Below are 21,125 nucleotides of genomic sequence, written 5' to 3'. Positions count from 1 at the left end.
AAATTATGAAAAAATTACTGCTTTTATCTTTATCAACTTTGTTTTTTATTGCGTGTAGTAGCGATGACAATAGTCAACCCGTTTATGAACCTGCAGCATATGAAAACGGTATTCTTATTACAAATGAAGGTCCCTTTGCTGGCGGGAGCGGCACGATTACTTACATTTCTGACGATTATAGTACTGTTGCTCAAAATATTTACAAAACTGTTAATGGCACAAGCTTAGGGAACATTGTACAGTCTATGGGATTCCACAATGAAAACGCATATGTTGTGGTGAATAATTCGAATAAAATAATGATAGCCAATCGCTATTCGTTTGAAAGTGTAGATTCTATTACCGTTGGTGTTGATAACCCACGATATTTTACGACTGATGATGGCGCCAAGGGCTACGTATCAAACTGGGGTGATCCAAATGATAATACAGACGATTTTATAGCGGTTTTAGATTTGAGAAACAATACCGTTTCTAATACTATTCCTGTGGCTTTTGGACCTGAAAGAATGGTTTCACGCAACAATAAAATATACGTTGCGCATCAAGGTGGGTACGGCCAAAACAATTTAATTTCAATTGTATCTGGAAATGGATTGGAAGGAACCATTACAGTGGGCGATGTTCCCAATGCAATGGTAGTTTCGGGAAATTCATTATTTGTGTTGTGTAGTGGAAATCCTAACTACACGGGAAATGAGTCAGCTGGATCTTTAGTGCAGATTGATCTTTCTACGGAGCAAGTTGTAAACACATACAATTTTAGTACAACGGAGCATCCTACAAATTTAACTATGGATGGAACCAATCTATACTATACGATGGATGGCAAAGTATTTAAACTGAATAGTACTTCTATTGTGCTACCGGGAAGCGATATAATAGATGGTTTCTTTTACGCACTTGAAGCAAAAAACGGAAAGCTGTACGCTACCGATGCAAAAGATTTTGTAAGCAAAGGATCGCTAAAAATATTTGATCTTGCAACAAACACGGAAATTCAGGATTTCCAAACAGGAATAATTCCAGGCGGAATTTATTTTAATGAGTAAAACTCATTCGAATTAGCAAAAAAAAGGCTGTCTAAATAATAATTTTTAGACAGCCCTTTTTATTACCGCGAGGGTTTATTCGCCGTAAATGCGGTGCTGTGTACCTATCATTTTGCCATTAATTGGTGAATTTTCTTGACTGTCAGAAATTTCTTTTAAATATTGTGCATCTTTATTTAAAGGCATTGGTCTTCCGGCAATTTCAGAAAGGGCTGCTGCCAAAAGCGGTTCGTTTTCATCGCCTAGCACGCCGAGGTTAAAGTAATCTTCTTTTAAAGTTATGTTCGGAAAAAGCCCGTTAATAAAGTCGGTATTTCCTGCCGCGTTGGCAGTTTTAAAAACCAAGGGAAGCATAGCATACGTATGTCCGAGATTAGCTTCATTTCTGTTAAATTGTGGGGCTGGGGCATCGTAAAGTAAAAACGAGGCCTGAAACTTGCCCGTTGTGGTATCGCCCACTTGCACAGCATCAATATAGGGTTTTAAGCCATTGATAACCAGTTCGCTCGCCGAGGCCGATCTTCGGGTTGTGAGTATATATACCTGCGTAAGATTTAAATTGTTTATAGCGCTGCCATTGCTAATGGTATTGTCAAAAAGACCATCTACAGCGTTCTCTGCCTGCCTATCTTCATTCCAAAATTCTTTATAAAAAACTTGTCCGTTAAATTGTCCGGTAATCATACTCGCAAGATCAGTTGCCGTTTCTACAGAACCTCCGCCATTATACCGCAAATCTAAAACGAGGTTGTTTATACCTTCGGCCTTAAACTGGGCAAAGGCGTTGTTTAATTCGGTATCGTAATCTTTTATAAATCCGTTATACATTAAATACCCAATTTTGGTTCCGTTTACGGTTAGGATTTGGGATTTGTAAACTGGGTTTTCGTTGTACTGCATTTTGTTTAAAAGTGCCGTTTCGCCAGTTGGTGTAAAATCTGATCCGTCGTACGTGGCGAGCCCAATAGTATAACTGTCCGGCGCCAGTAGATCGTTATAATTATTTTCGTTTAATTGTTGGCCGTCTATGGTGGTAAAAAGGTCGCCGCGTTTTATCCCTTCAGACTGGGCATCGGTATTTGGCAACACATAGCGCACATACCCAAAAACGTTTCCACTGTTATCGGGGTAGTACACCAAGCCAAACTCCATTCCGTTGCTAAGGGTAATGCCGCTCAGGGCGTTTTCAATTAAAGTGTAATCGCTAAAAAGAGTGCTAAACCTATCTTGGGGCGACAGTAAATAGTCAAACAAGGCCTCGGGGGTTTCATAGTTGTTTAAAAAACTATTTAGGTCGTCATCATTTGCAAAAGCATCATTTGCCAATTCGGGCGTATCAGCTTTATAGAGGTAAAAATAATTTAGACCGCGATAGATAAAATTTTGAATTTCTAAAGTGGAAGCTTGTTGAAAATTGTCGTCTGCATCTTCAAAACACGAAACTAAAAGTGTAGAAAGGGCTAAAAGAGGAATGAAAATTTTTCTTTTCATAAATAGGTATATTAAAGTATTCTTTTTAGAACAGGGAAATTAGGAATTATATTGCAACGGTAAAAATATGATTTTTTAGCTGAAATAAATTCTTGCCAGAATATTTTAAGTTTAAGCCTTATTTTAAACACTTAAAAAAAGAATGTAACAAAAAAGTATCCCATTCGTCATTTAAATAGACGGCACACAAACCACAACTGACCAAAATGGAAAAGACCGAATTTATAACCTTAGTAATGCCTTTTAAAGATAAGCTTTACCGCTTAGCAAAAAGGATTTTGGTTTCTAAAGATGAAGCGGAAGATGCCGTGCAGGAAGTGTTTTTAAAATTATGGAAAAGCAAACAAAATATTGAAAATTATAAAAATCCCGAAGCTTTTGCCATTACAATGACCAAAAATTACTGTTTGGACAGATTAAAATCGAAACAGGCATCAAATTTAAAAATTGTGCACAGCAATTATCAAACTGCCGATGATGTTGAAACTACTATTGAAGTGAATGATGGGGTACAAATGGTTTTTAAAATAATGGAAACCCTACCCGAACAACAGCGAATCGTACTTCAATTACGCGATGTGGAACAATTTGAGTTTTCTGAAATTGCACAAATGCTAGAAAGTAACGAAACCGCAGTGCGCGTGGCGCTTTCCCGCGCACGAAAAACAGTTAGGGATGCAATGATTAAAAATTACAACTATGGAATTGGGTAAAATAAACAAATTATTGGCCGCTTATTTTGAGGGCAATACCAGCCTCGCGGAAGAAAAAGTTCTAAAAAACTACTTTAACAACCAAACGGTTGCCGAAGAGCACCGTCAATATCAACCGCTATTTATGAGCTTTGAGGCGGCAAAGGAAGAACGCTCCAGCCGTGCTATAAGTTTGGGTAATGCGAAGAAAAAAAATATACAAAGTTGGTGGTATGCGGTGGCCGCTGTAGTAGTAACGGCCTTTGGTGTAGGAGCTTTTTACTTTAGCCAGCCGCAATATACGCAAGAAGAAAGAGAAGCATTGGCCGCTTTCGAAAAAAGCAAAGAAGCCATGATGTTGCTTTCAGAAAATTTAAACAAAGGCACCGAACGTCTTACGTTTGTTGGACAGTTTGAAACTTCAAAAGACAAAATTTTTGAATAATAAAATAGATAAAAACAATAATTAATAAACAATAATTAAAGATGAAAAAACTAACAATACTTATAGCACTTGCAATAGCGCCGATGGTTTCGTGGGGGCAGAACGCTTTCGATTCCTTTGAAGACGAAAAAGATGTAACTTCAGTTGTGGTTACCAAAAACATGTTTAAACTTTTGAGTAAGATGGACCTAAACTCTGCCGATCCGGAAGCGCAGGCTTACTTAAAAATGGTTAACGATCTTGATAACATCAAAATTTTTACTACCGACAATCCCGCCACTTCACAAAAAATGGATGCAGCTGTGTCTAAATATATTTCAATCTCTAAAAATTTAGGCGAATTAATGCGCATAAAAGAAGATGGCAGAAACATACGGTTTTACAGTAAAGAAGGTAAAAACGAAAACTTTGTAAGTGAACTGCTAATGCATATGGACGGTATGGTGGACGGCAAACCTACAACCGTAATTATGAGTATAACGGGGAATATAGATTTAAAGCAAATTTCTAAACTAACCGAAGACTTAAAAGTTCCCGGTAGCGAAGAACTGAAGAATATAGAAAAACGCAAAAAACAATAATTATGGTACTTGCACGATATTTTATGGCCCTGGCACTTGGATTAGCTGCATTAACCGCTTGTAGCGATAAATCGCTTCAAAAGTATTTGGTAGAAAAACAGGATGATGATAAATTCGTTAAAATGGATATTGCCACCAGTTTGTTGCAGGGCAAAAACAGCAACTTTACACAGGAGGAAAAGGATATTTTAAACACCATTAAAAAAGTGAATGTTGTAGCATATCCTATTGCAGAAGGCGATACTGTAGATTATGAAATGGAAAAACAAGAGTTAAAAGCAATCTTAGATCAAGAGCAGTATAAAGAATTAACTCGTATAAAAAGTAGCGAATGGAACGCTACATTAAAATACACAGGTGACGAAGATGCTATAGATGAGGTTATTGTATTTGCAAGCGATAACAGCCGAGGTTTTGCGGTTTTTAGACTTTTGGGTGAAAATATGCGGCCGGACCAAATGCTAAAACTTATGAAATCTGCCGAGCGTGGCGATATAGACTTGTCAAAATTAGAAGGTTTTGGCAAAATATTTAAGGATTAAATTTAGTTGATTAATAGTTGGAAAAGGCTTCTCCCATCTTGGGCAGAAGTCTTTTTTTTACTAAATATCCTTAGTTTTAATGGTATGTTGCTACTGTTTGTTTTACAAAATTAACATTAAATACCTGTATAATTATCGGGTGTAATATTCCGCATTTCCTGCTTTATATTTTCTGAAATTTCCAAAGTTTCAATAAAGTTTGCAATAGAAGTTTGGTTAATGCGTTCGTTGGTGCGCGTTAATCCTTTTAAGGCTTCGTAAGGATTTGGATATCCCTCCCGGCGCAAAATTGTTTGAATGGCTTCGGCTACAACCGCCCAATTATTTTCTAGGTCTTCTTTAAATTTAGTTTCGTTCAGTAGTAGCTTATTCAGTCCCTTTAAAGTTGAATTAAAGGCAATTAACGTGTGCCCTATAGGAACCCCAATATTTCGGAGCACCGTACTATCAGTAAGGTCGCGCTGTAATCTGCTAATTGGAAGTTTGGCAGAAAGATGCTCAAAAATTGCGTTTGCAATTCCTAGGTTTCCTTCGCTGTTTTCAAAATCTATTGGGTTTACTTTATGTGGCATGGCACTGGAGCCAACTTCGCCAGATTTAATTTTTTGTTTAAAATAGTCCATCGATACATAGGTCCATATATCTCGGTCTAAATCGATGATAATTGTATTTATTCTTTTTAAGCAATCAAATAACGCAGCCATATGGTCGTAGTGTTCAATCTGTGTGGTAGGAAAGGAGTGATGCAACCCTAAGGTGTTTTGCACAAAATGATTGCCAAAAGCCCGCCAATCAATGTTTGGATAAGCCACTTTGTGAGCATTGAAATTTCCGGTGGCACCACCAAATTTGGCAGCACTTTTTACGTCGTTCATTAAATTGAACTGTTCTTCAATACGTACAACAAAAACTTCAATTTCTTTTCCTAAACGAGTTGGCGAAGCAGGCTGACCGTGCGTTCGTGCCAACATTGAAACCTGTGCCCAATCTTCGGACAGAGATTTCAATTTATTCTTAAGTTCTATTAAAAGCGGCACATATACATTGTTTATTGCATCTTTTAAAGACAGGGGAATCGCAGTGTTATTTATATCCTGTGAGGTAAGTCCAAAATGGATAAACTCTTTGTATTGCTGAAGTTTTAAAGCGTCAAATTTTTCTTTTATAAAATATTCAACCGCTTTTACATCGTGATTGGTTACCTTTTCAGTTTCCTTTATTTTAATTGCATCTTTCACCGAAAATTCAAGATAAAGATCGCGCAATTTAGAAAAGAGACTTCGGTCAAAGTTGGCTAATTGCGGTAAATCCAGCTCTACCAACGCAATAAAATATTCAATTTCTACCTGTACCCGATACCGAATAAGCGCTTCTTCAGAAAAATAAGGAATAAGACTTGCAGTTTTTGATGCGTATCTGCCGTCTATGGGCGAAATGGCTTGTAAAGCGTTGGTGTACATGGTTTAAAATTTTAAAAGCGCAAAGATACAAAACGCCGCTGAGTTATACTTGCTGGGGTGCATTAATAAGTGGAACCATTTTTTAGTTTGTGTATTAACGAATTGCCAACGAAATTTTGTTTTAATATAATGGATAGTTAAAATTTTAATTGAAGCAACTATTTTATGATTTTCTTAAGCGAAACCAATTTCATGGAAGCGTAATTTTAAAAGTGAAAAAGAAAAATAGTTTTATTAATTTAAACAAAATTTGCTATGAGTACACAAAATGAAAACCAACAAAGAAACCCTCAAAATCAACCACGAGGGTCGCAAAACAGACCTCAAGACCAACGCAATCCTGAAGAGGAAGAAGAATAGACGTTAGGTAAACACAAGTATTTTGTCCAAATGAGGATACGGTTAAACCCCTTGTTCAATGAGTTTTGAAAAAGGGGTTTTTCGTGAAAAAATACGGGTTGAAAAAATATAATGGCTATCTTACTAATTTAGTGTATATGTTTTTTCAGCAGTTACTAAAAATTCATTTTAATTTTAAAAAAACTGAACTATGAGTGATAAAAATGTAAATCCGAAACACAGCACGGGCAAAGGTGCCCAAGCCGAGCAGCATAATACCAGCAGTGAAGATAGCTATGTAGAAAACCCCAAAGAGGAAAAGAACGATGATGGAAACGGCGATGACTATTTAAAAAATAAGTGGAAAAAGATTTCCAAAGATTTTGAAAAGACCTATAATTTGGAAGTTAGTGAAACGGATTATAAAGGAGAGAATTTTTCGGATACTTTAAAGAATCTTGAAAATAAAACCGGAAAATCTCGAGAAAAAATTTTGGACGAGATTAGAAACTGGCAAAATAGTTAGTGCTGTTTTTACGATTTTCGACCCCATGAAGCCGAAAAGTGTTCGTTCCATTTTTTTTGAACAATTTTAAAAAGTAGGCTTTTGGGTTAATAATTAATGGTTTTGCGTTACCGATTATGGGTTACTTATTTTATTTTAGCAATGTAAAGAACTGCTATGAAGAAGAAAACCCCGACTGAAATTTTTTCAGCGGGGTTTTTTTATTTGCCACTGTATTTTTTTCGAAATTCTGAAGGTGATATATCGTATTTTTCCTTAAAGATTTTGGAAAAATAACTCTTACTGCTTAAACCAATAGCATTCACAATTTCTGAAATAGTTAAATCTGTTTTTGTTAAAAGGTTGTACGCGGTATCAAGTCGTTTTTTTTGTACGTAATTATTAACCGTATCGCCGTATAGTTTTTTAAAACCTTCCTGCAATTTGTTGATATTGAGCCCCGCCTCTCTGGCTAAATTTTCTACAGTGGGTATTTGCGAGATATTGTTTTCTATTAAATTTGCTACCAGATGTATTTGTTTTACTTCGGAAGAACGCAATAAAAGTCGGCTAAGTTCGTCCATTCTATCGTCTTGGTACTGTAGTATCTGATGCGTTAAAATTTGATAAGCCATGCCTTCCAAGAAAAGTTTTCGCATAAAATTTTCTGAAGTAAATTCGCTCATTTCATCTAAGATTCCGGCTATATTAAGACTGTAATTTCCGTTATAATAAAAGGATCCGCTAGCCTTTATGTCTTTAAAAAGCTGCAATAGATCTTCGTCCAGGCTGTTTATATCACATTCCATTTTAGCCTGAAATTTTTCCCTCTCTATCTCTAAACTGTTTACTTTCACTCTTTGATTGGCTTTAAAGAATAACACGTGTCCGTTGTGTTTGCTGCTAGCTACAATGGCGTTTTGGTACTGATTTATTTCGTGTAAATCTTCTTCGTTTTCAAAGCGGTGCTCTAAGGTTCCGCTTACGGTATATAGAAATTTAAGTGGGTGAATATTGTTAACGATAAAATGTATTTCCATATCCTCCTTAAATAAGCAATCGTACTGAACGAGCCCCAGGCCGCCTTCAAAGTTAATGCCGCGAATACTGCCCTTGCCTACCGAAGCAGGAAGTTCCAGCAAGTATTCGTCGCAGTTTTCGGTATATGGAATATCTAAAATTGTTGCGATGTCTCTAATAACATCCTTTAACGGAAGTGAGTTTACTTGAATCGAATTCATTTGGTGGTTGCTTTGGGAGGCCAAATTACTATTTTCAATAATAACGCACGCTATATTATAGTTTATCGATTAATTTTTATGCATAATGAGTTAATTAAGCATTCTATGAATTATTTGTTGGAAAATTTTGAATTATAATAAAAGCCGAATAAAATAATTTGCCCGTTTAAGTAACAAAAGTATTTAATTGGTGTATAGTGAGTTGGAGCACACAACCTTGTTCCAACTTACGTAAAACCTTGCTTTTTAGTAAGCTTCCTGTTACAGTGTATGCTTTTACTCGTAATATTTTTTGCTTTTTTTTCTGCGTTCCATTACAAAGGAAATAACCAAAAATACGGTTATAATGTAAAATGCAACTTTTGCAGATTGAATTGGGCCAAACCCTAATCCGAGAAAACCAAGAACAGCTGCCACGATAGCAAGAAATAGAAAGATATAAGTCCAGATCATTGTGAGGAGATTTAGAGTTTGTAAATATTTAAGCATCAGGTTATAAAAATACTAAATTGTGAATATTTTAACTAATACTTTTAGAAAATAATTTAACTCATTTCAAATTACTGTGCTATTGATAAAATATAAGTAAAATTTCTACTGAATTAATAGTGCCAAATCGCTGCTAAAACTGAAGTTTTCTAAATTTTTACAATAAATTGAAGTTCTGAATTAATTTAAAACACCACATTGAATGATTGCTACTCTTTAATGGATGGGAAATTTTACTTGTCGAGCTAATACTATTGTCATCAAAAACATAATAATTGCCAATACAATTAAAATTTTTTCTTTTGCTTATTTAATAGCCCCATCCATTATTTCCTGAACTATTTCTGGATTTAAAAGTGTTGAAATATCACCTAAATTGCTGGTTTCGTTTTCGGCAATTTTTCTAAGAATTCTTCGCATTATCTTACCGCTTCTCGTTTTGGGTAAACCGGTAGTAAACTGAATTTTGTCTAATTTGGCAATTGGACCAATATGTTCCGTAATTATCTGGTTTATTTCGTTGCGCAGGTTGTCGTGCACACGGGTTTCGCCAAATTCCTTTAAAATAACAAAGCCGTAAAGCGCATTTCCTTTTACATCATGAGGAAAACCAACTATTGCACTTTCTGCTACTGCTGGGTGTTCGTTGATAGCGTCTTCAATTGGGGCTGTACCGAGATTGTGTCCGGAAACTATAATAACGTCATCTACGCGGCCGGTAATGCGGTAATAGCCGGTGCTGTCGCGCAAAGCGCCGTCGCCGGTAAAATATTTGTTGGAATATGCAGAAAAATAGGTTTCGCGATAACGTTCGTGATTTCCCCAAATAGTACGCGCCATTCCCGGCCACGGAAATTTAATACACAATCGGCCGCTAACCAAGTTTCCTTTTAATTCATCCCCGTTTTCATCCATGAGCGCGGGTTGAACTCCGGGTAAAGGTAGTGTGGCATATGTGGGTATGGTAGGTGTGGCGTAGGGGATAGGGGAAATCATAATTCCGCCAGTTTCTGTTTGCCACCACGTATCTACTATAGGACAATTTTTCTTGCCAATATTGTCGTTGTACCAATGCCACGCCTCTTCGTTAATAGGTTCGCCCACGCTGCCTAAAATTTTTAATGATGAGAGATTGTATTTTTCTGAAAAATTTAAGCGCTCTTTTGCCAATGCCCGAATAGCGGTGGGAGCCGTATAAAACTGGTTTACTTCGTGTTTTTGAATAACCTCCCAAAATCTTCCGAAATCTGGGTGCGAAGGTACCCCTTCAAATAGCACAGTTGTTGCTCCATTTGCTAACGGACCGTAAACAATATAGCTATGGCCGGTAACCCAGCCTATATCTGCGGTACACCAATACACATCGTTTTCGCGATATTGAAAGACGTTTTTAAAGGTATAAGCCGTAAAAACCATATAACCTGCAATAGTATGCACCATTCCCTTGGGTTTTCCAGTAGAGCCAGAAGTATAGAGTATAAATAACGGATCTTCGGCATCCATAATTACGGGAACACAATCGTGATAGGCATCGTCTAATAAAGGTTGTAGCCATTTATCGCGATTCGGTTTCATCGTTATTTTAGAGTTTATGCGCTTGGCCACCAAAACGGTTTTTACATTCGGGCAGGATTCTAATGCTTCATCTACAATTCCTTTTAAATCTATGGTTTTGTTACCGCGATAGGAGCCATCGCTGGTTATTACGATTTTGCAATCTGCATCGTTAATACGGGTGTGCAGTGCTGTTGAGGAAAATCCCGCAAATACAACCGAATGTATGGCGCCAATACGCGCGCAGGCCAATAATGAAACGGCCAATTCAGGAATCATTGGCAGATAGATACAAACTCGATCGCCTTTTTGCACCCCTTGATCCAACAAAACATTCGCGAATTTACAAACGCGCTCGTGCAGTTGTTTATACGTTATATGTTCAGCTTTTTCCGAAGGGTCATTCGGTTCAAAAATTATAGCAGTTTTGTCGCCGCGACTATAAATATGCCTGTCAATACAGTTTTCGGTAATGTTCAGCTTTGCTCCTTTATACCACGAAACTTCAGGTTTGGAAAGGTCGTATTCTAACACTTTATCCCACCGTTTGCGCCACAAAAAGTTTTCTTCGGCAATTTCTTCCCAGAAATTCTCAGGATCGCGCACTGATTTTCGATAAACTTGAAAGTATTCTTCTAAATTCTTGATGTGGTAATTGCTCATAATGTCGTAGGGTTTGTAATAAACGGGTTACAATTTTTGAATAGATTCAGAAATATATCTAAATATGCTGACTCTTAAAACGAAATTATAAATTTTATAATGAAATTTTTTAAAAACCGCCAAGGATATTGTAGAGGGCGATACAATATATTTACAAGAAAACGAACTTGTTAAAACGCTTTACTGTTTTTTAAAAGTTAATTTGATACTGAAGTATTTATGAATGATTTTTAAATATTCCTAATTCACATATTAACAAATAATTGGTACGACTAAAGGGAAAGAATAACCGATTTTCACTATCTTTGCAAAGATATGAAGTCATTTTTCCATAAATCAATTTCTATTGCTTTGGCGACTTTAGTACTATTTACTACTATGTCGTTTACGGTAGATATGCATTTTTGTGGAGAAGCTTTAGTTGATTTTTCAGTTGTTCACAATGTGAAAACTTGCGGAATGGAAAAATCGCAATCTGAAAATAGTTGCGAAAATACAGTGCCGGATTATTCTTGCTGTTCAGATAAACAAGTTGTTATTGAAGGGCAGGACGAACTAAAATTATCATTCAACTCCTTATCTTTTGAGCAGCAAGATTTTGTTGCTACTTTCTTTTACTCTTATGTAAATCTTTTTGAAGAACTTGATACTAACATCGTTCCTTTTAGAGATTACGCACCTCCCTTTCTCATACGGGATATACAAAAGCTACACGAAACTTATTTAATTTGATTTTAAACAGTTTCCGATAACTATCGGAAAAGATTAGCCGTTTGGTCACCCCCATTCTCGGCTCAACTTATTGTATCTAAATTTCTGATTCAATCAGGATTTTATTCAATGTTTAACTGTTTAACAATCAATTCACATGCTAAATAAAGGCATAAAATTTCTCATAGAGAACAAACTGGTAGCAGTCTTGTTGCTCGCACTTTTCATCGGTATGGGTGTGGTTAATGCACCTTTTAACTGGGATACCGGATTATTACCCACCAATCCTGTCGCCGTAGATGCTATCCCCGATATTGGGGAAAACCAACAAATTGTTTTTACCCAATGGGAAGGCCGTTCCCCACAGGATATAGAAGATCAAATAAGTTATCCACTTACCACATCATTATTGGGTATCCCTGGTGTGAAAACCATTCGTAGCTCTTCAATGTTCGGCTTTTCGAGCATCTATATCATTTTTGAAGAAGAAGTAGAATTCTATTGGAGCCGTAGCCGCATATTAGAAAAGCTAAATTCTCTACCTGCCGGCTTGCTTCCCAATGGCGTTAATCCATCTTTAGGTCCTGATGCTACAGGATTGGGACAGGTTTACTGGTACACGTTGGAAGGCCGCGATAAAGAGGGCAATGTAACCGGAGGTTGGGATTTGCACGAATTGCGGAGTATACAGGATTACTACGTAAAATATGCACTTTCCTCGGCAAGTGGGGTTTCTGAAGTAGCGTCAATTGGAGGGTATGTACAGGAATATCAAATTGATGTGAAACCAGAGTTGATGCGCCAATACAATATCAGCCTAGCGGAAATCGTAAAGGCGGTTAAAGAAAGCAATAAAGACATTGGCGCCCAAACAATGGAGATAAATCAAGTGGAATACTTGGTGCGAGGTCTGGGATATATAAAGTCCATCGCCGATATTGAAGACGCCGTTGTTACCTCAGAAAATTATACTTCAATACGAATCAAAGATATTGCAAATGTAAGTTTGGGACCTGCGCCCCGCAGAGGGATTTTGGACAAAGAAGGCGCAGAGGTTGTAGGTGGAGTTGTTACGGCTAGATACGGCGCCAACCCAATGGAAGTTATCAACAATGTAAAAGAAAAAATAGAAGAACTTAAAGCCGGCCTGCCTTCCAAAGAACTTTCGGATGGTACAATATCGCAACTTACTGTAGTTCCATTTTACAACCGATCGATACTTATTCAGGAAACCTTAGACACGCTTGATGAAGCTTTAAGCTTGGAAATACTCATCACGATTTTCGTGATTATCGTGATGGTTTTTAATTTAAGAGCTTCAATACTTATTTCGGGTCTCTTGCCAGTGGCAGTTTTAATGGTTTTTATTGCGATGAAGTTCTTTAATGTGGACGCCAACATTGTGGCATTATCCGGAATAGCAATTGCAATTGGGACCATGGTGGATATCGGGATTATCCTTACCGAAAATATAATAAGGCATTTAGATGAAGAAGAAGTGCGTTATGGCGAAACCGGTGTAAAACAGCCAATAAATACAGTTGTTTATGAAGCAAGCGCTGAGGTTTCCGGCGCCATTATTACCGCTGTATTAACAACTATAATAAGCTTTATCCCCGTTTTTACTATGATTGGCGCGGAGGGAAAATTATTTAGGCCCTTGGCATTTACCAAAACAATGGCGATCGTCGCTTCCTTAATGGTGGCACTTTTTCTTATCCCGCCGTTCGCTGCTTATTTGTTCCGAAGAAGAAGTTTAAGAAAAGCAACTGCCAATCTAATTAGTGGATTGTTAGTTATTTTGGGGATCACTGCTATCGTTTTTGGTTACTGGCTAGGGCTAATCCTGATTGCCTTTGGCATCACCGGGCTATTAAAAGATGAAAAGTTTGCTTCCAAGATATCGAATAAACTTACCCTATCAGATAAACGTGCTAATATTATAAACATATTTATTTCAGCTTTAGCCGTTGTCTTTTTATTGGCAGAATTCTGGCGTCCACTTGGGGTAGATAAAAGTATATTTTGGAACCTGATGTTTGTGGGACTGATATGTTCGGGATTGTTAGCCATATTCTGGTTGTTCCAATATTATTACACTCGGATTCTTGGCTGGGCACTTCGGAACAAGATTCTATTTCTCTCCGTCCCCACGTTAATTGTCGTCTTCGGGGTAATGATTTGGCAAAACACAGGCAAGGAGTTTATGCCTTCCTTAAACGAAGGTTCTTTTTTATTGATGCCTACTTCTATGCCCCACTCGGGCGTAGAGGAAAATAAACGCGTTTTACAGCAGATGGATATGGCTGTGGCAGGCATTCCAGAAATTGAAACTGTTGTGGGGAAAGCTGGCCGAACAGAGTCGGCTCTTGATCCAGCACCATTGTCCATGTTTGAAAACATCATTCAATATAAACCAGAATACGCTCTGAATGAAGACGGAAAGCGACAAAGGTTTAAAGTGAATGAAGATGGATTTTACGAGCTTAAAGATGGGACACTTGTTGAAAATCCAAATAAAAATGTCAGTACGAGCGGAGTCGAGAACGCTCGAAAAGCAGGAATTGACATCTCGACTGCGCTCGATGTCACAGAAAGAGATTTGATAGAAGATGACGATGGCGAATTTTATAGAAACTGGAGGCCCGAAATAAAATCTCCCGATGATATCTGGAATGAAATAGTACGCGTAACCAGAATCCCCGGCGTAACCTCAGCACCAAAGTTACAACCCATTGAAACAAGGTTGGTGATGCTGCAAACAGGAATGCGTGCGCCTATGGGAATAAAGGTGAAAGGGCAAGATCTTCGGAAGATTGAAGCTTTTGGATTAGAGTTGGAAGAGATTATAAAACATGCTGAAGGGGTGAAAGTAGAAGCCGTTTTTGCAGACCGCATTGTAGGGAAACCTTATCTTTTAATTGACATAAAAAGAGATCGTCTTGCCCGTTATGGCGTTTCTATCGAAGATGTACAGCAAATCTTGCAAGTAGCGGTGGGAGGAATGCCTTTGACCCAAACCGTAGAAGGTCGGGAACGCTACGGAGTTCGGGTGCGATACCCACGCGATCTACGCGCTGATCCCGATGATTTAAAGAATATTTACGTACCAGTAGAAAAAGGTAATCCAGTACCCTTGGACGAACTTGTAAACGTGCGCTATGAACAGGGGCCGCTGATGATAAATAGCGAGGATACTTTTTTATTGGGCCACGTTTTGTTCGATAAACTGGACGGATACGCAGAAGTAAATGTGGTTGAAAACGCCCAAGCCTTAATAAAAGAAAAGATTGCCAATGGAGAACTCACTGTTCCTAAAGGAATAAATTATCACTTTACGGGTACTTATGAAAACCAATTACGGGCTGAGAAAACACTTTCTGTAATTGTGCCTTTGGCATTGGGGATAATCTTCTTGATTTTATATTTCCAATTTCGTTCTGTAGCAACTTCCTTGATAGTATTTTCAGGAATTACGGTAGCCTTTGCAGGAGGCTTTTTGATGATTTGGTTTTACGGACAGGATTGGTTTTTAAACTTCAACTTTTTTGGAGAAAACTTACGGGAAATGTTTCAGATGCACACCATTAATCTAAGTGTTGCAGTTTGGGTAGGGTTTATTGCGCTCTTCGGAATTGCCACGGACGATGGCGTGGTAATGGCCACGTATCTCACTCAAACCTTTGACAAGAACGACCCAGAGAATTTGAAGGAAATTCGCACTTCTGTAGTAGAAGCAGGAAAGAAAAGAATACGTCCCGCCTTGATGACTACCGCTACCACAATTTTGGCTTTGCTACCAATTTTAACATCCACAGGTAGAGGAAGCGATATTATGATACCAATGGCCATTCCCAGTTTTGGAGGGATGTTAATTGCGTTGATCACTCTTTTTGTAGTGCCAATTTTATTTAGTTGGAGAAAAGAGGCTAAATTGAAAAATAAATTAAAAACCCTTAAAGCAAGCTAGAAATGAATTCAACTTTTAAAACAACATTTCTTTCGAGAAAACCGAAATTTTGGATGGTAAGGATATTTCTTTTTTCATTAATATTTTTGAGTTGGACTGGACAAGGCCAACAGTTGGAAACCTTTATTGACGAAGCTATAAAAAACAATCCCAACATTCAAGCTGTGATAAAGCAACACGCTATTGCTACGGAAAAGGTGTCAGAGTCCAACTCGTTGCCAGACACCCAGTTTTCAGGAGGATATACGCTTAGTAAAGCCGAAATGCCGATGATGCAACAGGGTGAATTTTCGATGATGCAAATGCTTCCTTGGTTTGGAACTATTTCTGCGCGCAGTAAATATGCCACAGCAATGGCCAATGCAGATTTTGTGGAAATAGAAATAGCCAAAAGGAAAATCGCAATGGCTGTGTCGCAATCTTATTACCGTTTATACGAAATAGCTAAAAAGCAGCAAGTTTTAGACTCCAACATTCAGCTTTTGCAAGTATATGAACGCTTGGCACTAACCTCGGTTGAAGTTGGGCAGGCATCAGCAGTTTCGGTATTGAGACTGCAGATGCGGCAGAACGATTTAATTGAACAAAAATTAAGGCTTCAGCAGGACTATTCGGCAGCACTCACCGCTATTAATAAGATAATGAATCGCGAGGAAATCACTGATATTGCAATCCGCGATAGCTTGACAATTCCAGAGAAAGAAACTGAAATAGATTTCAGCCAACTTAAGCTACACCCCGAAATAACAAAATATAACGAATTGAATGAGGTGGTTTCACAAGCCGATATTCTAAATAAAAAAGAAAGCGCGCCAGATTTTGGAATAGGGGTGCAGTATATGCTTTTAAATGAAGCGCCTAATATGCTAATGCCAATGGCAACAATTTCAATCCCAATTTTCAAAAAAAAATTTAAATCCGTTGCGCGGCAAAACAAATTGAAATATGAAGAGCTTGAAATTCAAAAACAAGCATCTGAAAATTTATTAATGACGCAGTTACAAACAGCAATTAAAAGTAGAAATGCGGCGCGTATAAGTTTAGAGACGCAGGATAAAAATATAAAACAGGCGCAGCACGCGAATGAAATTTTATTGAAGAATTATGAAACAGGAACAATCAATTTTAATGAAGTTTTGGACGTGCAGGAATTGCAGTTAAAATTTCAAATAAGTCGGATTGAAGCTATTGCCGCTTACTTTAAACAAACTAGCATAATAAATTATTTTACAGACAAGAATTAATTAAACCATAAATTTTAATACTATGAAAAATTCAAACCAAAACTCAAAAAACAATAATTACACAAAGTTTATTTTGATGCTTGCCGCTTCATTTATAGCAATGTACATCACAATGTATTTAAATACGTACGAAATAGACCACGTTTACTTTAGTCTTACAAGGTTTTATATGTCGTGTTTGGGCATTGCGGCAATGGCAGTGATAATGTGGTTCTTTATGCGAAAAATGTATCAAAACAAGAAAAAAAATATTGCAATTCTATTGGGGAGTTTAATTCTATTCGTCAGCGCCCTTGGCTTGGTAAGAGCACAAAGCCCTATTGTTGGCGATGTATTATGGATGAAGGCCATGATTCCGCATCATTCCATCGCTATTTTAACCAGTAAAAGAGCAGAGATAAAAGATCCCAAAGTTCAAAAGTTGGCAGATGATATTATAAAAGCACAAGAAAAGGAAATTGCGGAAATGAAGGCAATGATTAAACGATTAGAAAATAATAAGTAAAATATAAACAGATGAATAAAAATATCATATACATTGGGATAGCCGTTATAGTTGGCCTCTTGGCTGGTTTTCTTCTTTTCGGTGGCGATCCAGCAGGTACAGCGGCTAATAATGCCACAGACATTCATGAGCATTCTGATGAGGTTGCTGCTAATAAAATGTGGACTTGCTCAATGCATCCCCAAATTATGCAATCCGAACCGGGAGATTGTCCTATTTGCGGGATGGACTTAATCCCCGCAGAGTCCGGCGCGGAAGGCCTGGCATTAAACGAAATTAAGATGTCTGAAAATGCCATGGCTTTGGCAAATATTCAAACTGTTATTGTAGGAAATACTTCGGAAACAGAGGGAAATACAATGTCGCTTTCGGGTAAAATTATGCCGAACGAAGAAGCAAATGCCGTACAAGCCAGTTATTTTGAAGGAAGAATAGAAAAGCTAAATGTCAATTTTACTGGAGAAGAAGTTCGTAAAGGACAATTGTTGGCCATCATTTATGCACCGGCACTTGTTGCAGCGCAACAGGAACTTTTAACGGCTGCTTCTATGAAAGAATCTCAGCCCGGATTATATAAAGCAGTTCGTAATAAATTAAAATTGTGGAAACTTTCAGAAAATCAAATCAATCAAATTGAAAGTTCAGGTAAAGTGCGTGAAAACTTCCCCATTTACGCTACTGTTTCGGGAACGGTTTCTGAAAAAATGGCGGAAGAAGGCGACTACGTTAAGCAAGGGCAACCTATTGTAAAAGTTAGCAATTTGGGAACAGTTTGGGCTATGTTCGATGCTTATGAAAATCAAATTTCACAATTAAAGGAAGGCCAAAAAATAACTGTAACCACCAATGCCTATCCCAATAAAGATTTTGAAGCAACCATTTCGTTTATAGATCCAACTTTAAATACACAATCCAGGACGGTTTCAGTACGGGCAACTTTAAACAATAAAGATGGTATTTTAAAACCTGGGATGTTTGTAACTTCTAAAGTGAATATTTCAAAACAAAATGATAGTGCGTCGCAGATAATTGTGCCAGCATCTGCTGTACTTTGGACGGGAAGCCGATCCTTGGTATATGTAAAAACCAATCCTAACAAACCTGTTTTTGAAATGCGCGAGGTAACTTTGGGCGCAAAGAACGGCGAAACTTATACCATTGTTGATGGACTTACTAATGGCGAAGAAGTGGTTGCCAATGGCACTTTTACAGTAGATGCAGCAGCCCAATTGCAAGGTAAAAAAAGCATGATGAATACTGATAACAGTGTAGAGGTGGATGCAACAAATCACCTGACGCAGGTTGAAAGGCTGGAAGTGCCAGCAAAATTTCAAACCCAACTGAAAGCAGTGTTTGACGATTATATGATTATAGAAAAAGCCTTGGTTAATGACAACGCAGAAACACCCAAAATCGCTGCCGGTGCGCTACTTAAAAGCATCAATAATGTTAATATGAAACTGCTGAAAGAGGAGCCTGCCCACAGCCAATGGATGCATTTGGAAAAGGAACTTAAGAATTCTGCGAGCGCAATCTCAAAAACTTTAGACATTAAAGTGCAACGAGAACATTTTGTGCATCTATCGGCACATTTAATAAATGCGGTAAAAACTTTTGGCATTAACCAAAAAGTCTATGTGGAATACTGTCCGATGGCGAATAACGATATAGGCGCGTTTTGGCTGAGTACGAACGAAGAAATCCTCAACCCGTATTTTGGGGCTTCAATGCTGAATTGCGGAGAGGTTACCGATGAAATAAACTAAATATGACCAAATTATTATCGCTAATTATAGCGTTCTGTTAAAATTAGAGCGAGCTATTTGGAAGGTGATGGTTTATAATACATTCCACGTATTAAAAAGAAGAAGTGAATGCTTTCATTTAAAAACGGGAGCTCTTGGCTCCCATTTCTGTATTAAGCTATTAGCCATCAAGTAAAAACTACGCTTTAATGAATTTATGAATTGAATTTCCTCTTTCACTTTCTAACACTAAAATATACAGTCCGTTAGATAAACTGCTAACATCTATAGTCGCAGTATCTGTAAAGTTCGTTTTCTTTGTTATTAAAGCTTTTCCCGTTATGTCCATAATGCTGTATTTGTTTATTGCTACATCAGCACCAATGTTTAACTGTAGGGAATGCGACACCGGATTAGGATATATTTGAACTGCATCGTGTAAACTATTGGGGTTAGTAATGCCAAGGGCACAATTAGTGTCAATTTCAACAACAAACGGAGTGCCTATGCTGCTATCTATAACATTAGGACAGAAATCTGGTGCAGCTTCCACGTAGTATATTCCAGGCTCAGTGATTGAATAAGACGTATCATTTGCACCTGGAATTGGGGCGTAATCTTTATACCATTGTATGTTAGTGTTGTAGGGACTGCCAATTGTATTGTTAAAGCTTTCTCCTTCGCATAAAACAAGATGGTGGGAAACTGGATCAATTCTTACAAACTCATTCATTTCGTGAATTATTATCAAAGGGGTCCAAGCGTAACTATCAATTTGTATTGCATTAGACTCTAAGGTTTCGGTTCCTAAAGTAACCACAACTTTTAATAACGCCTGATCATAGGTAAACCAATCATATGTAAATGAAGCATCCGTTGCCCCAGGAATGGGCTCAAATTCTTCCGATGTAAACCAGTATTTAAAATACCATTGATAGCTATCATAACTTTGATTGATCACTGATGCTGTACCGCTTGAATTTGGGCACAACATTATGTCTCCTTCAATTATAGGTTCTTGCGAAAATGACATGTTTAAACCACTAAAAATAAAGAGGAGTAAAATAATTTTTTTCATAATAGTTTTTGATTTTAATAATTGCAAATCTATGGATGCTATATCATGTTCAATTGTTTTAAAGATGAATAACTGTGACAAATAACGAGGGTCAATTTCGTTTTAATCGGAAAAGAGCATTTTCAAAATTGCAACCGAAGTAGCATCCAAAAAATTAGCAGTAATACGTATCTTTATTGAATTAGTTTTTAATGAACCTTTCGGTTATTGTGTATTCACCCGAAACAACTTTTAAAAAATAATTTCCTTGGCTCCAATACGCAATGTTTATTGAAATCCTAGGATTTGATATAAATTCATCTGAATAAATCTGTTTTCCTAATACATCGTACACGGTTATTTGACCAGATTGAATGTTGTGTGGAATCTCCAAATTTATTACTGAAGATGATGGATTTGGGTAGATACTTATTGAGCTTAAATTGTTATCTTCGACTCCCAAAACCTCTCTAACTGTAATGGTTCCCGACATGTTATTTGCACCGTGAATGCCACAAAAATATCTGTTGTCGCCTACCTCGGTAAAGGTGTAGGCATAGGTTTCTCCCATTCCCGAAATAACTCCACTATTAAAAGTTTCAACAGAATTTCCTACTTCATTTTCTACTGTATGGGGTGCATTATCTCCCCAAGTCCAAATTACGGTATCGCCTTGATCTATAGTTAAATCTACGCTACTTCCAATCCCCATAACCCAGTCAAGGTTATATGTATTTTGTGCATTTACTGAAAATACACCTATTAATGCGAGTAGTAATAATTTTGTTTTCATAGTTATTTATTTAAGTGAATAATACATTGATAAATTAACCATTGGA

The 21,125-nt window shown here is 37.4% G+C and carries 18 protein-coding genes; 11 read left to right on the top strand and 7 right to left on the bottom strand.

Translation table 11 applies throughout. The features are described from left to right. Positions 1 to 5: 5 nt before the first annotated feature. Complete coding sequence (locus tag VZD24_RS09815) at positions 6 to 1,052, top strand: YncE family protein (protein WP_279448399.1); 1,047 nt, start codon at positions 6 to 8, stop codon at positions 1,050 to 1,052. Positions 1,053 to 1,127: 75 nt separating this feature from the next. Here VZD24_RS09815 and VZD24_RS09810 read toward each other — a convergent pair whose 3' ends face one another. Continuing rightward, a complete protein-coding gene (locus VZD24_RS09810; RefSeq protein ID WP_279448398.1) occupies positions 1,128 to 2,543 on the bottom strand; it encodes a GFO_1087 family putative carboxy terminal peptidase in 1,416 nt (471 codons plus the stop codon). A 206-nt stretch (positions 2,544 to 2,749) separates the two neighbouring features. Here VZD24_RS09810 and VZD24_RS09805 point away from each other — a divergent pair, with 206 nt between their 5' ends. Genes VZD24_RS09805 through VZD24_RS09790 form a run of 4 tightly spaced genes read left to right on the top strand, consistent with a single transcriptional unit; the run spans position 2,750 to position 4,803 of the window. Next, a complete protein-coding gene (locus VZD24_RS09805; RefSeq protein ID WP_342687579.1) occupies positions 2,750 to 3,256 on the top strand; it encodes a GFO_1088 family ECF-type sigma factor in 507 nt (168 codons plus the stop codon). Then, positions 3,243 to 3,680: a PG0215 family putative anti-sigma factor gene (locus tag VZD24_RS09800; RefSeq protein ID WP_279448396.1), complete on the top strand. Its 438-nt coding sequence runs from the start codon at positions 3,243 to 3,245 to the stop codon at positions 3,678 to 3,680. Before VZD24_RS09805 ends, VZD24_RS09800 begins: the two co-directional genes overlap by 14 nt. Before the next feature lie 41 nt (positions 3,681 to 3,721). Then, positions 3,722 to 4,261 (top strand): GFO_1090 family protein, encoded by a 540-nt coding sequence (locus tag VZD24_RS09795; RefSeq protein WP_279448395.1) that lies wholly within the window; start codon positions 3,722 to 3,724, stop codon positions 4,259 to 4,261. 2 nt (positions 4,262 to 4,263) lie between these two features. Further along, positions 4,264 to 4,803: a GFO_1091 family lipoprotein gene (locus VZD24_RS09790; protein WP_342687580.1), complete on the top strand. Its 540-nt coding sequence runs from the start codon at positions 4,264 to 4,266 to the stop codon at positions 4,801 to 4,803. Positions 4,804 to 4,919: 116 nt separating this feature from the next. Here VZD24_RS09790 and purB read toward each other — a convergent pair whose 3' ends face one another. Beyond that, entirely contained in the window at positions 4,920 to 6,263 is a 1,344-nt protein-coding gene (purB, locus tag VZD24_RS09785) for an adenylosuccinate lyase (RefSeq protein ID WP_342687581.1), read from the bottom strand. A 550-nt stretch (positions 6,264 to 6,813) separates the two neighbouring features. Here purB and VZD24_RS09780 point away from each other — a divergent pair. Next, a complete protein-coding gene (locus tag VZD24_RS09780; protein WP_279448392.1) occupies positions 6,814 to 7,128 on the top strand; it encodes a hypothetical protein in 315 nt (104 codons plus the stop codon). A gap of 200 nt (positions 7,129 to 7,328) precedes the next feature. Here VZD24_RS09780 and VZD24_RS09775 read toward each other — a convergent pair whose 3' ends face one another. The 3 genes from VZD24_RS09775 to acs all read right to left on the bottom strand — a co-directional run bounded on the left by VZD24_RS09775 (position 7,329) and on the right by acs (position 11,054). Next, positions 7,329 to 8,348, bottom strand: a complete 1,020-nt coding sequence (locus VZD24_RS09775) for a helix-turn-helix domain-containing protein (RefSeq protein ID WP_342687582.1) — start codon at positions 8,346 to 8,348, stop codon at positions 7,329 to 7,331. A 276-nt stretch (positions 8,349 to 8,624) separates the two neighbouring features. After that, on the bottom strand, positions 8,625 to 8,801 hold the full coding sequence (locus tag VZD24_RS09770) for a DUF1328 domain-containing protein (protein WP_279448390.1): 177 nt from the start codon (positions 8,799 to 8,801) through the stop codon (positions 8,625 to 8,627). A gap of 342 nt (positions 8,802 to 9,143) precedes the next feature. After that, positions 9,144 to 11,054, bottom strand: coding sequence for an acetate--CoA ligase (gene acs / locus VZD24_RS09765; protein ID WP_342687583.1), 1,911 nt, complete (start codon positions 11,052 to 11,054; stop codon positions 9,144 to 9,146). A gap of 315 nt (positions 11,055 to 11,369) precedes the next feature. Here acs and VZD24_RS09760 point away from each other — a divergent pair, with 315 nt between their 5' ends. The 5 genes from VZD24_RS09760 (at position 11,370) to VZD24_RS09740 (ending at position 19,250) form a co-directional block, all read left to right on the top strand. Then, a complete protein-coding gene (locus tag VZD24_RS09760) occupies positions 11,370 to 11,786 on the top strand; it encodes an HYC_CC_PP family protein (RefSeq protein ID WP_342687584.1) in 417 nt (138 codons plus the stop codon). Positions 11,787 to 11,922: 136 nt separating this feature from the next. Next, on the top strand, positions 11,923 to 15,735 hold the full coding sequence (locus VZD24_RS09755; protein WP_342687585.1) for an efflux RND transporter permease subunit: 3,813 nt from the start codon (positions 11,923 to 11,925) through the stop codon (positions 15,733 to 15,735). An 86-nt stretch (positions 15,736 to 15,821) separates the two neighbouring features. Next, the gene (locus VZD24_RS09750) at positions 15,822 to 16,979 is read left to right on the top strand and encodes a TolC family protein (RefSeq protein ID WP_342688801.1); all 1,158 of its coding nucleotides are present in this window, start codon (positions 15,822 to 15,824) and stop codon (positions 16,977 to 16,979) included. A gap of 22 nt (positions 16,980 to 17,001) precedes the next feature. Beyond that, positions 17,002 to 17,484: a DUF305 domain-containing protein gene (locus VZD24_RS09745; protein ID WP_342687587.1), complete on the top strand. Its 483-nt coding sequence runs from the start codon at positions 17,002 to 17,004 to the stop codon at positions 17,482 to 17,484. Positions 17,485 to 17,495: 11 nt separating this feature from the next. Continuing rightward, positions 17,496 to 19,250 (top strand): efflux RND transporter periplasmic adaptor subunit, encoded by a 1,755-nt coding sequence (locus VZD24_RS09740; RefSeq protein WP_342687588.1) that lies wholly within the window; start codon positions 17,496 to 17,498, stop codon positions 19,248 to 19,250. Between the two features lie 178 nt (positions 19,251 to 19,428). Here VZD24_RS09740 and VZD24_RS09735 read toward each other — a convergent pair whose 3' ends face one another. Both VZD24_RS09735 and VZD24_RS09730 read right to left on the bottom strand, forming a co-directional pair. Next, positions 19,429 to 20,307: a T9SS type A sorting domain-containing protein gene (locus VZD24_RS09735; protein WP_342687589.1), complete on the bottom strand. Its 879-nt coding sequence runs from the start codon at positions 20,305 to 20,307 to the stop codon at positions 19,429 to 19,431. A 181-nt stretch (positions 20,308 to 20,488) separates the two neighbouring features. Continuing rightward, entirely contained in the window at positions 20,489 to 21,079 is a 591-nt protein-coding gene (locus tag VZD24_RS09730; protein WP_342687590.1) for a T9SS type A sorting domain-containing protein, read from the bottom strand. Positions 21,080 to 21,125: the final 46 nt, after the last annotated feature.

The sequence above is a fragment of the Aequorivita flava genome, from assembly GCF_038742595.1.
In the GTDB taxonomy this organism is placed as follows: domain Bacteria; phylum Bacteroidota; class Bacteroidia; order Flavobacteriales; family Flavobacteriaceae; genus Aequorivita; species Aequorivita marisscotiae.
The sequence above is the reverse complement of the archived record's forward strand: the minus strand, read 5'-3'. Positions and strand labels throughout refer to the sequence as shown.

Coding starts and splice junctions, on each gene's coding strand:
- VZD24_RS09815 (WP_279448399.1), top strand. CDS start 6: ATGAAAAAATTACTGCTTTTATCTTTATCAACTTTGTTTTTTATTGCG.
- VZD24_RS09810 (WP_279448398.1), bottom strand. CDS start 2,543: ATGAAAAGAAAAATTTTCATTCCTCTTTTAGCCCTTTCTACACTTTTA.
- VZD24_RS09805 (WP_342687579.1), top strand. CDS start 2,750: ATGGAAAAGACCGAATTTATAACCTTAGTAATGCCTTTTAAAGATAAG.
- VZD24_RS09800 (WP_279448396.1), top strand. CDS start 3,243: ATGGAATTGGGTAAAATAAACAAATTATTGGCCGCTTATTTTGAGGGC.
- VZD24_RS09795 (WP_279448395.1), top strand. CDS start 3,722: ATGAAAAAACTAACAATACTTATAGCACTTGCAATAGCGCCGATGGTT.
- VZD24_RS09790 (WP_342687580.1), top strand. CDS start 4,264: ATGGTACTTGCACGATATTTTATGGCCCTGGCACTTGGATTAGCTGCA.
- purB (WP_342687581.1), bottom strand. CDS start 6,263: ATGTACACCAACGCTTTACAAGCCATTTCGCCCATAGACGGCAGATAC.
- VZD24_RS09780 (WP_279448392.1), top strand. CDS start 6,814: ATGAGTGATAAAAATGTAAATCCGAAACACAGCACGGGCAAAGGTGCC.
- VZD24_RS09775 (WP_342687582.1), bottom strand. CDS start 8,348: ATGAATTCGATTCAAGTAAACTCACTTCCGTTAAAGGATGTTATTAGA.
- VZD24_RS09770 (WP_279448390.1), bottom strand. CDS start 8,801: ATGATCTGGACTTATATCTTTCTATTTCTTGCTATCGTGGCAGCTGTT.
- acs (WP_342687583.1), bottom strand. CDS start 11,054: ATGAGCAATTACCACATCAAGAATTTAGAAGAATACTTTCAAGTTTAT.
- VZD24_RS09760 (WP_342687584.1), top strand. CDS start 11,370: ATGAAGTCATTTTTCCATAAATCAATTTCTATTGCTTTGGCGACTTTA.
- VZD24_RS09755 (WP_342687585.1), top strand. CDS start 11,923: ATGCTAAATAAAGGCATAAAATTTCTCATAGAGAACAAACTGGTAGCA.
- VZD24_RS09745 (WP_342687587.1), top strand. CDS start 17,002: ATGAAAAATTCAAACCAAAACTCAAAAAACAATAATTACACAAAGTTT.
- VZD24_RS09740 (WP_342687588.1), top strand. CDS start 17,496: ATGAATAAAAATATCATATACATTGGGATAGCCGTTATAGTTGGCCTC.
- VZD24_RS09735 (WP_342687589.1), bottom strand. CDS start 20,307: ATGAAAAAAATTATTTTACTCCTCTTTATTTTTAGTGGTTTAAACATG.
- VZD24_RS09730 (WP_342687590.1), bottom strand. CDS start 21,079: ATGAAAACAAAATTATTACTACTCGCATTAATAGGTGTATTTTCAGTA.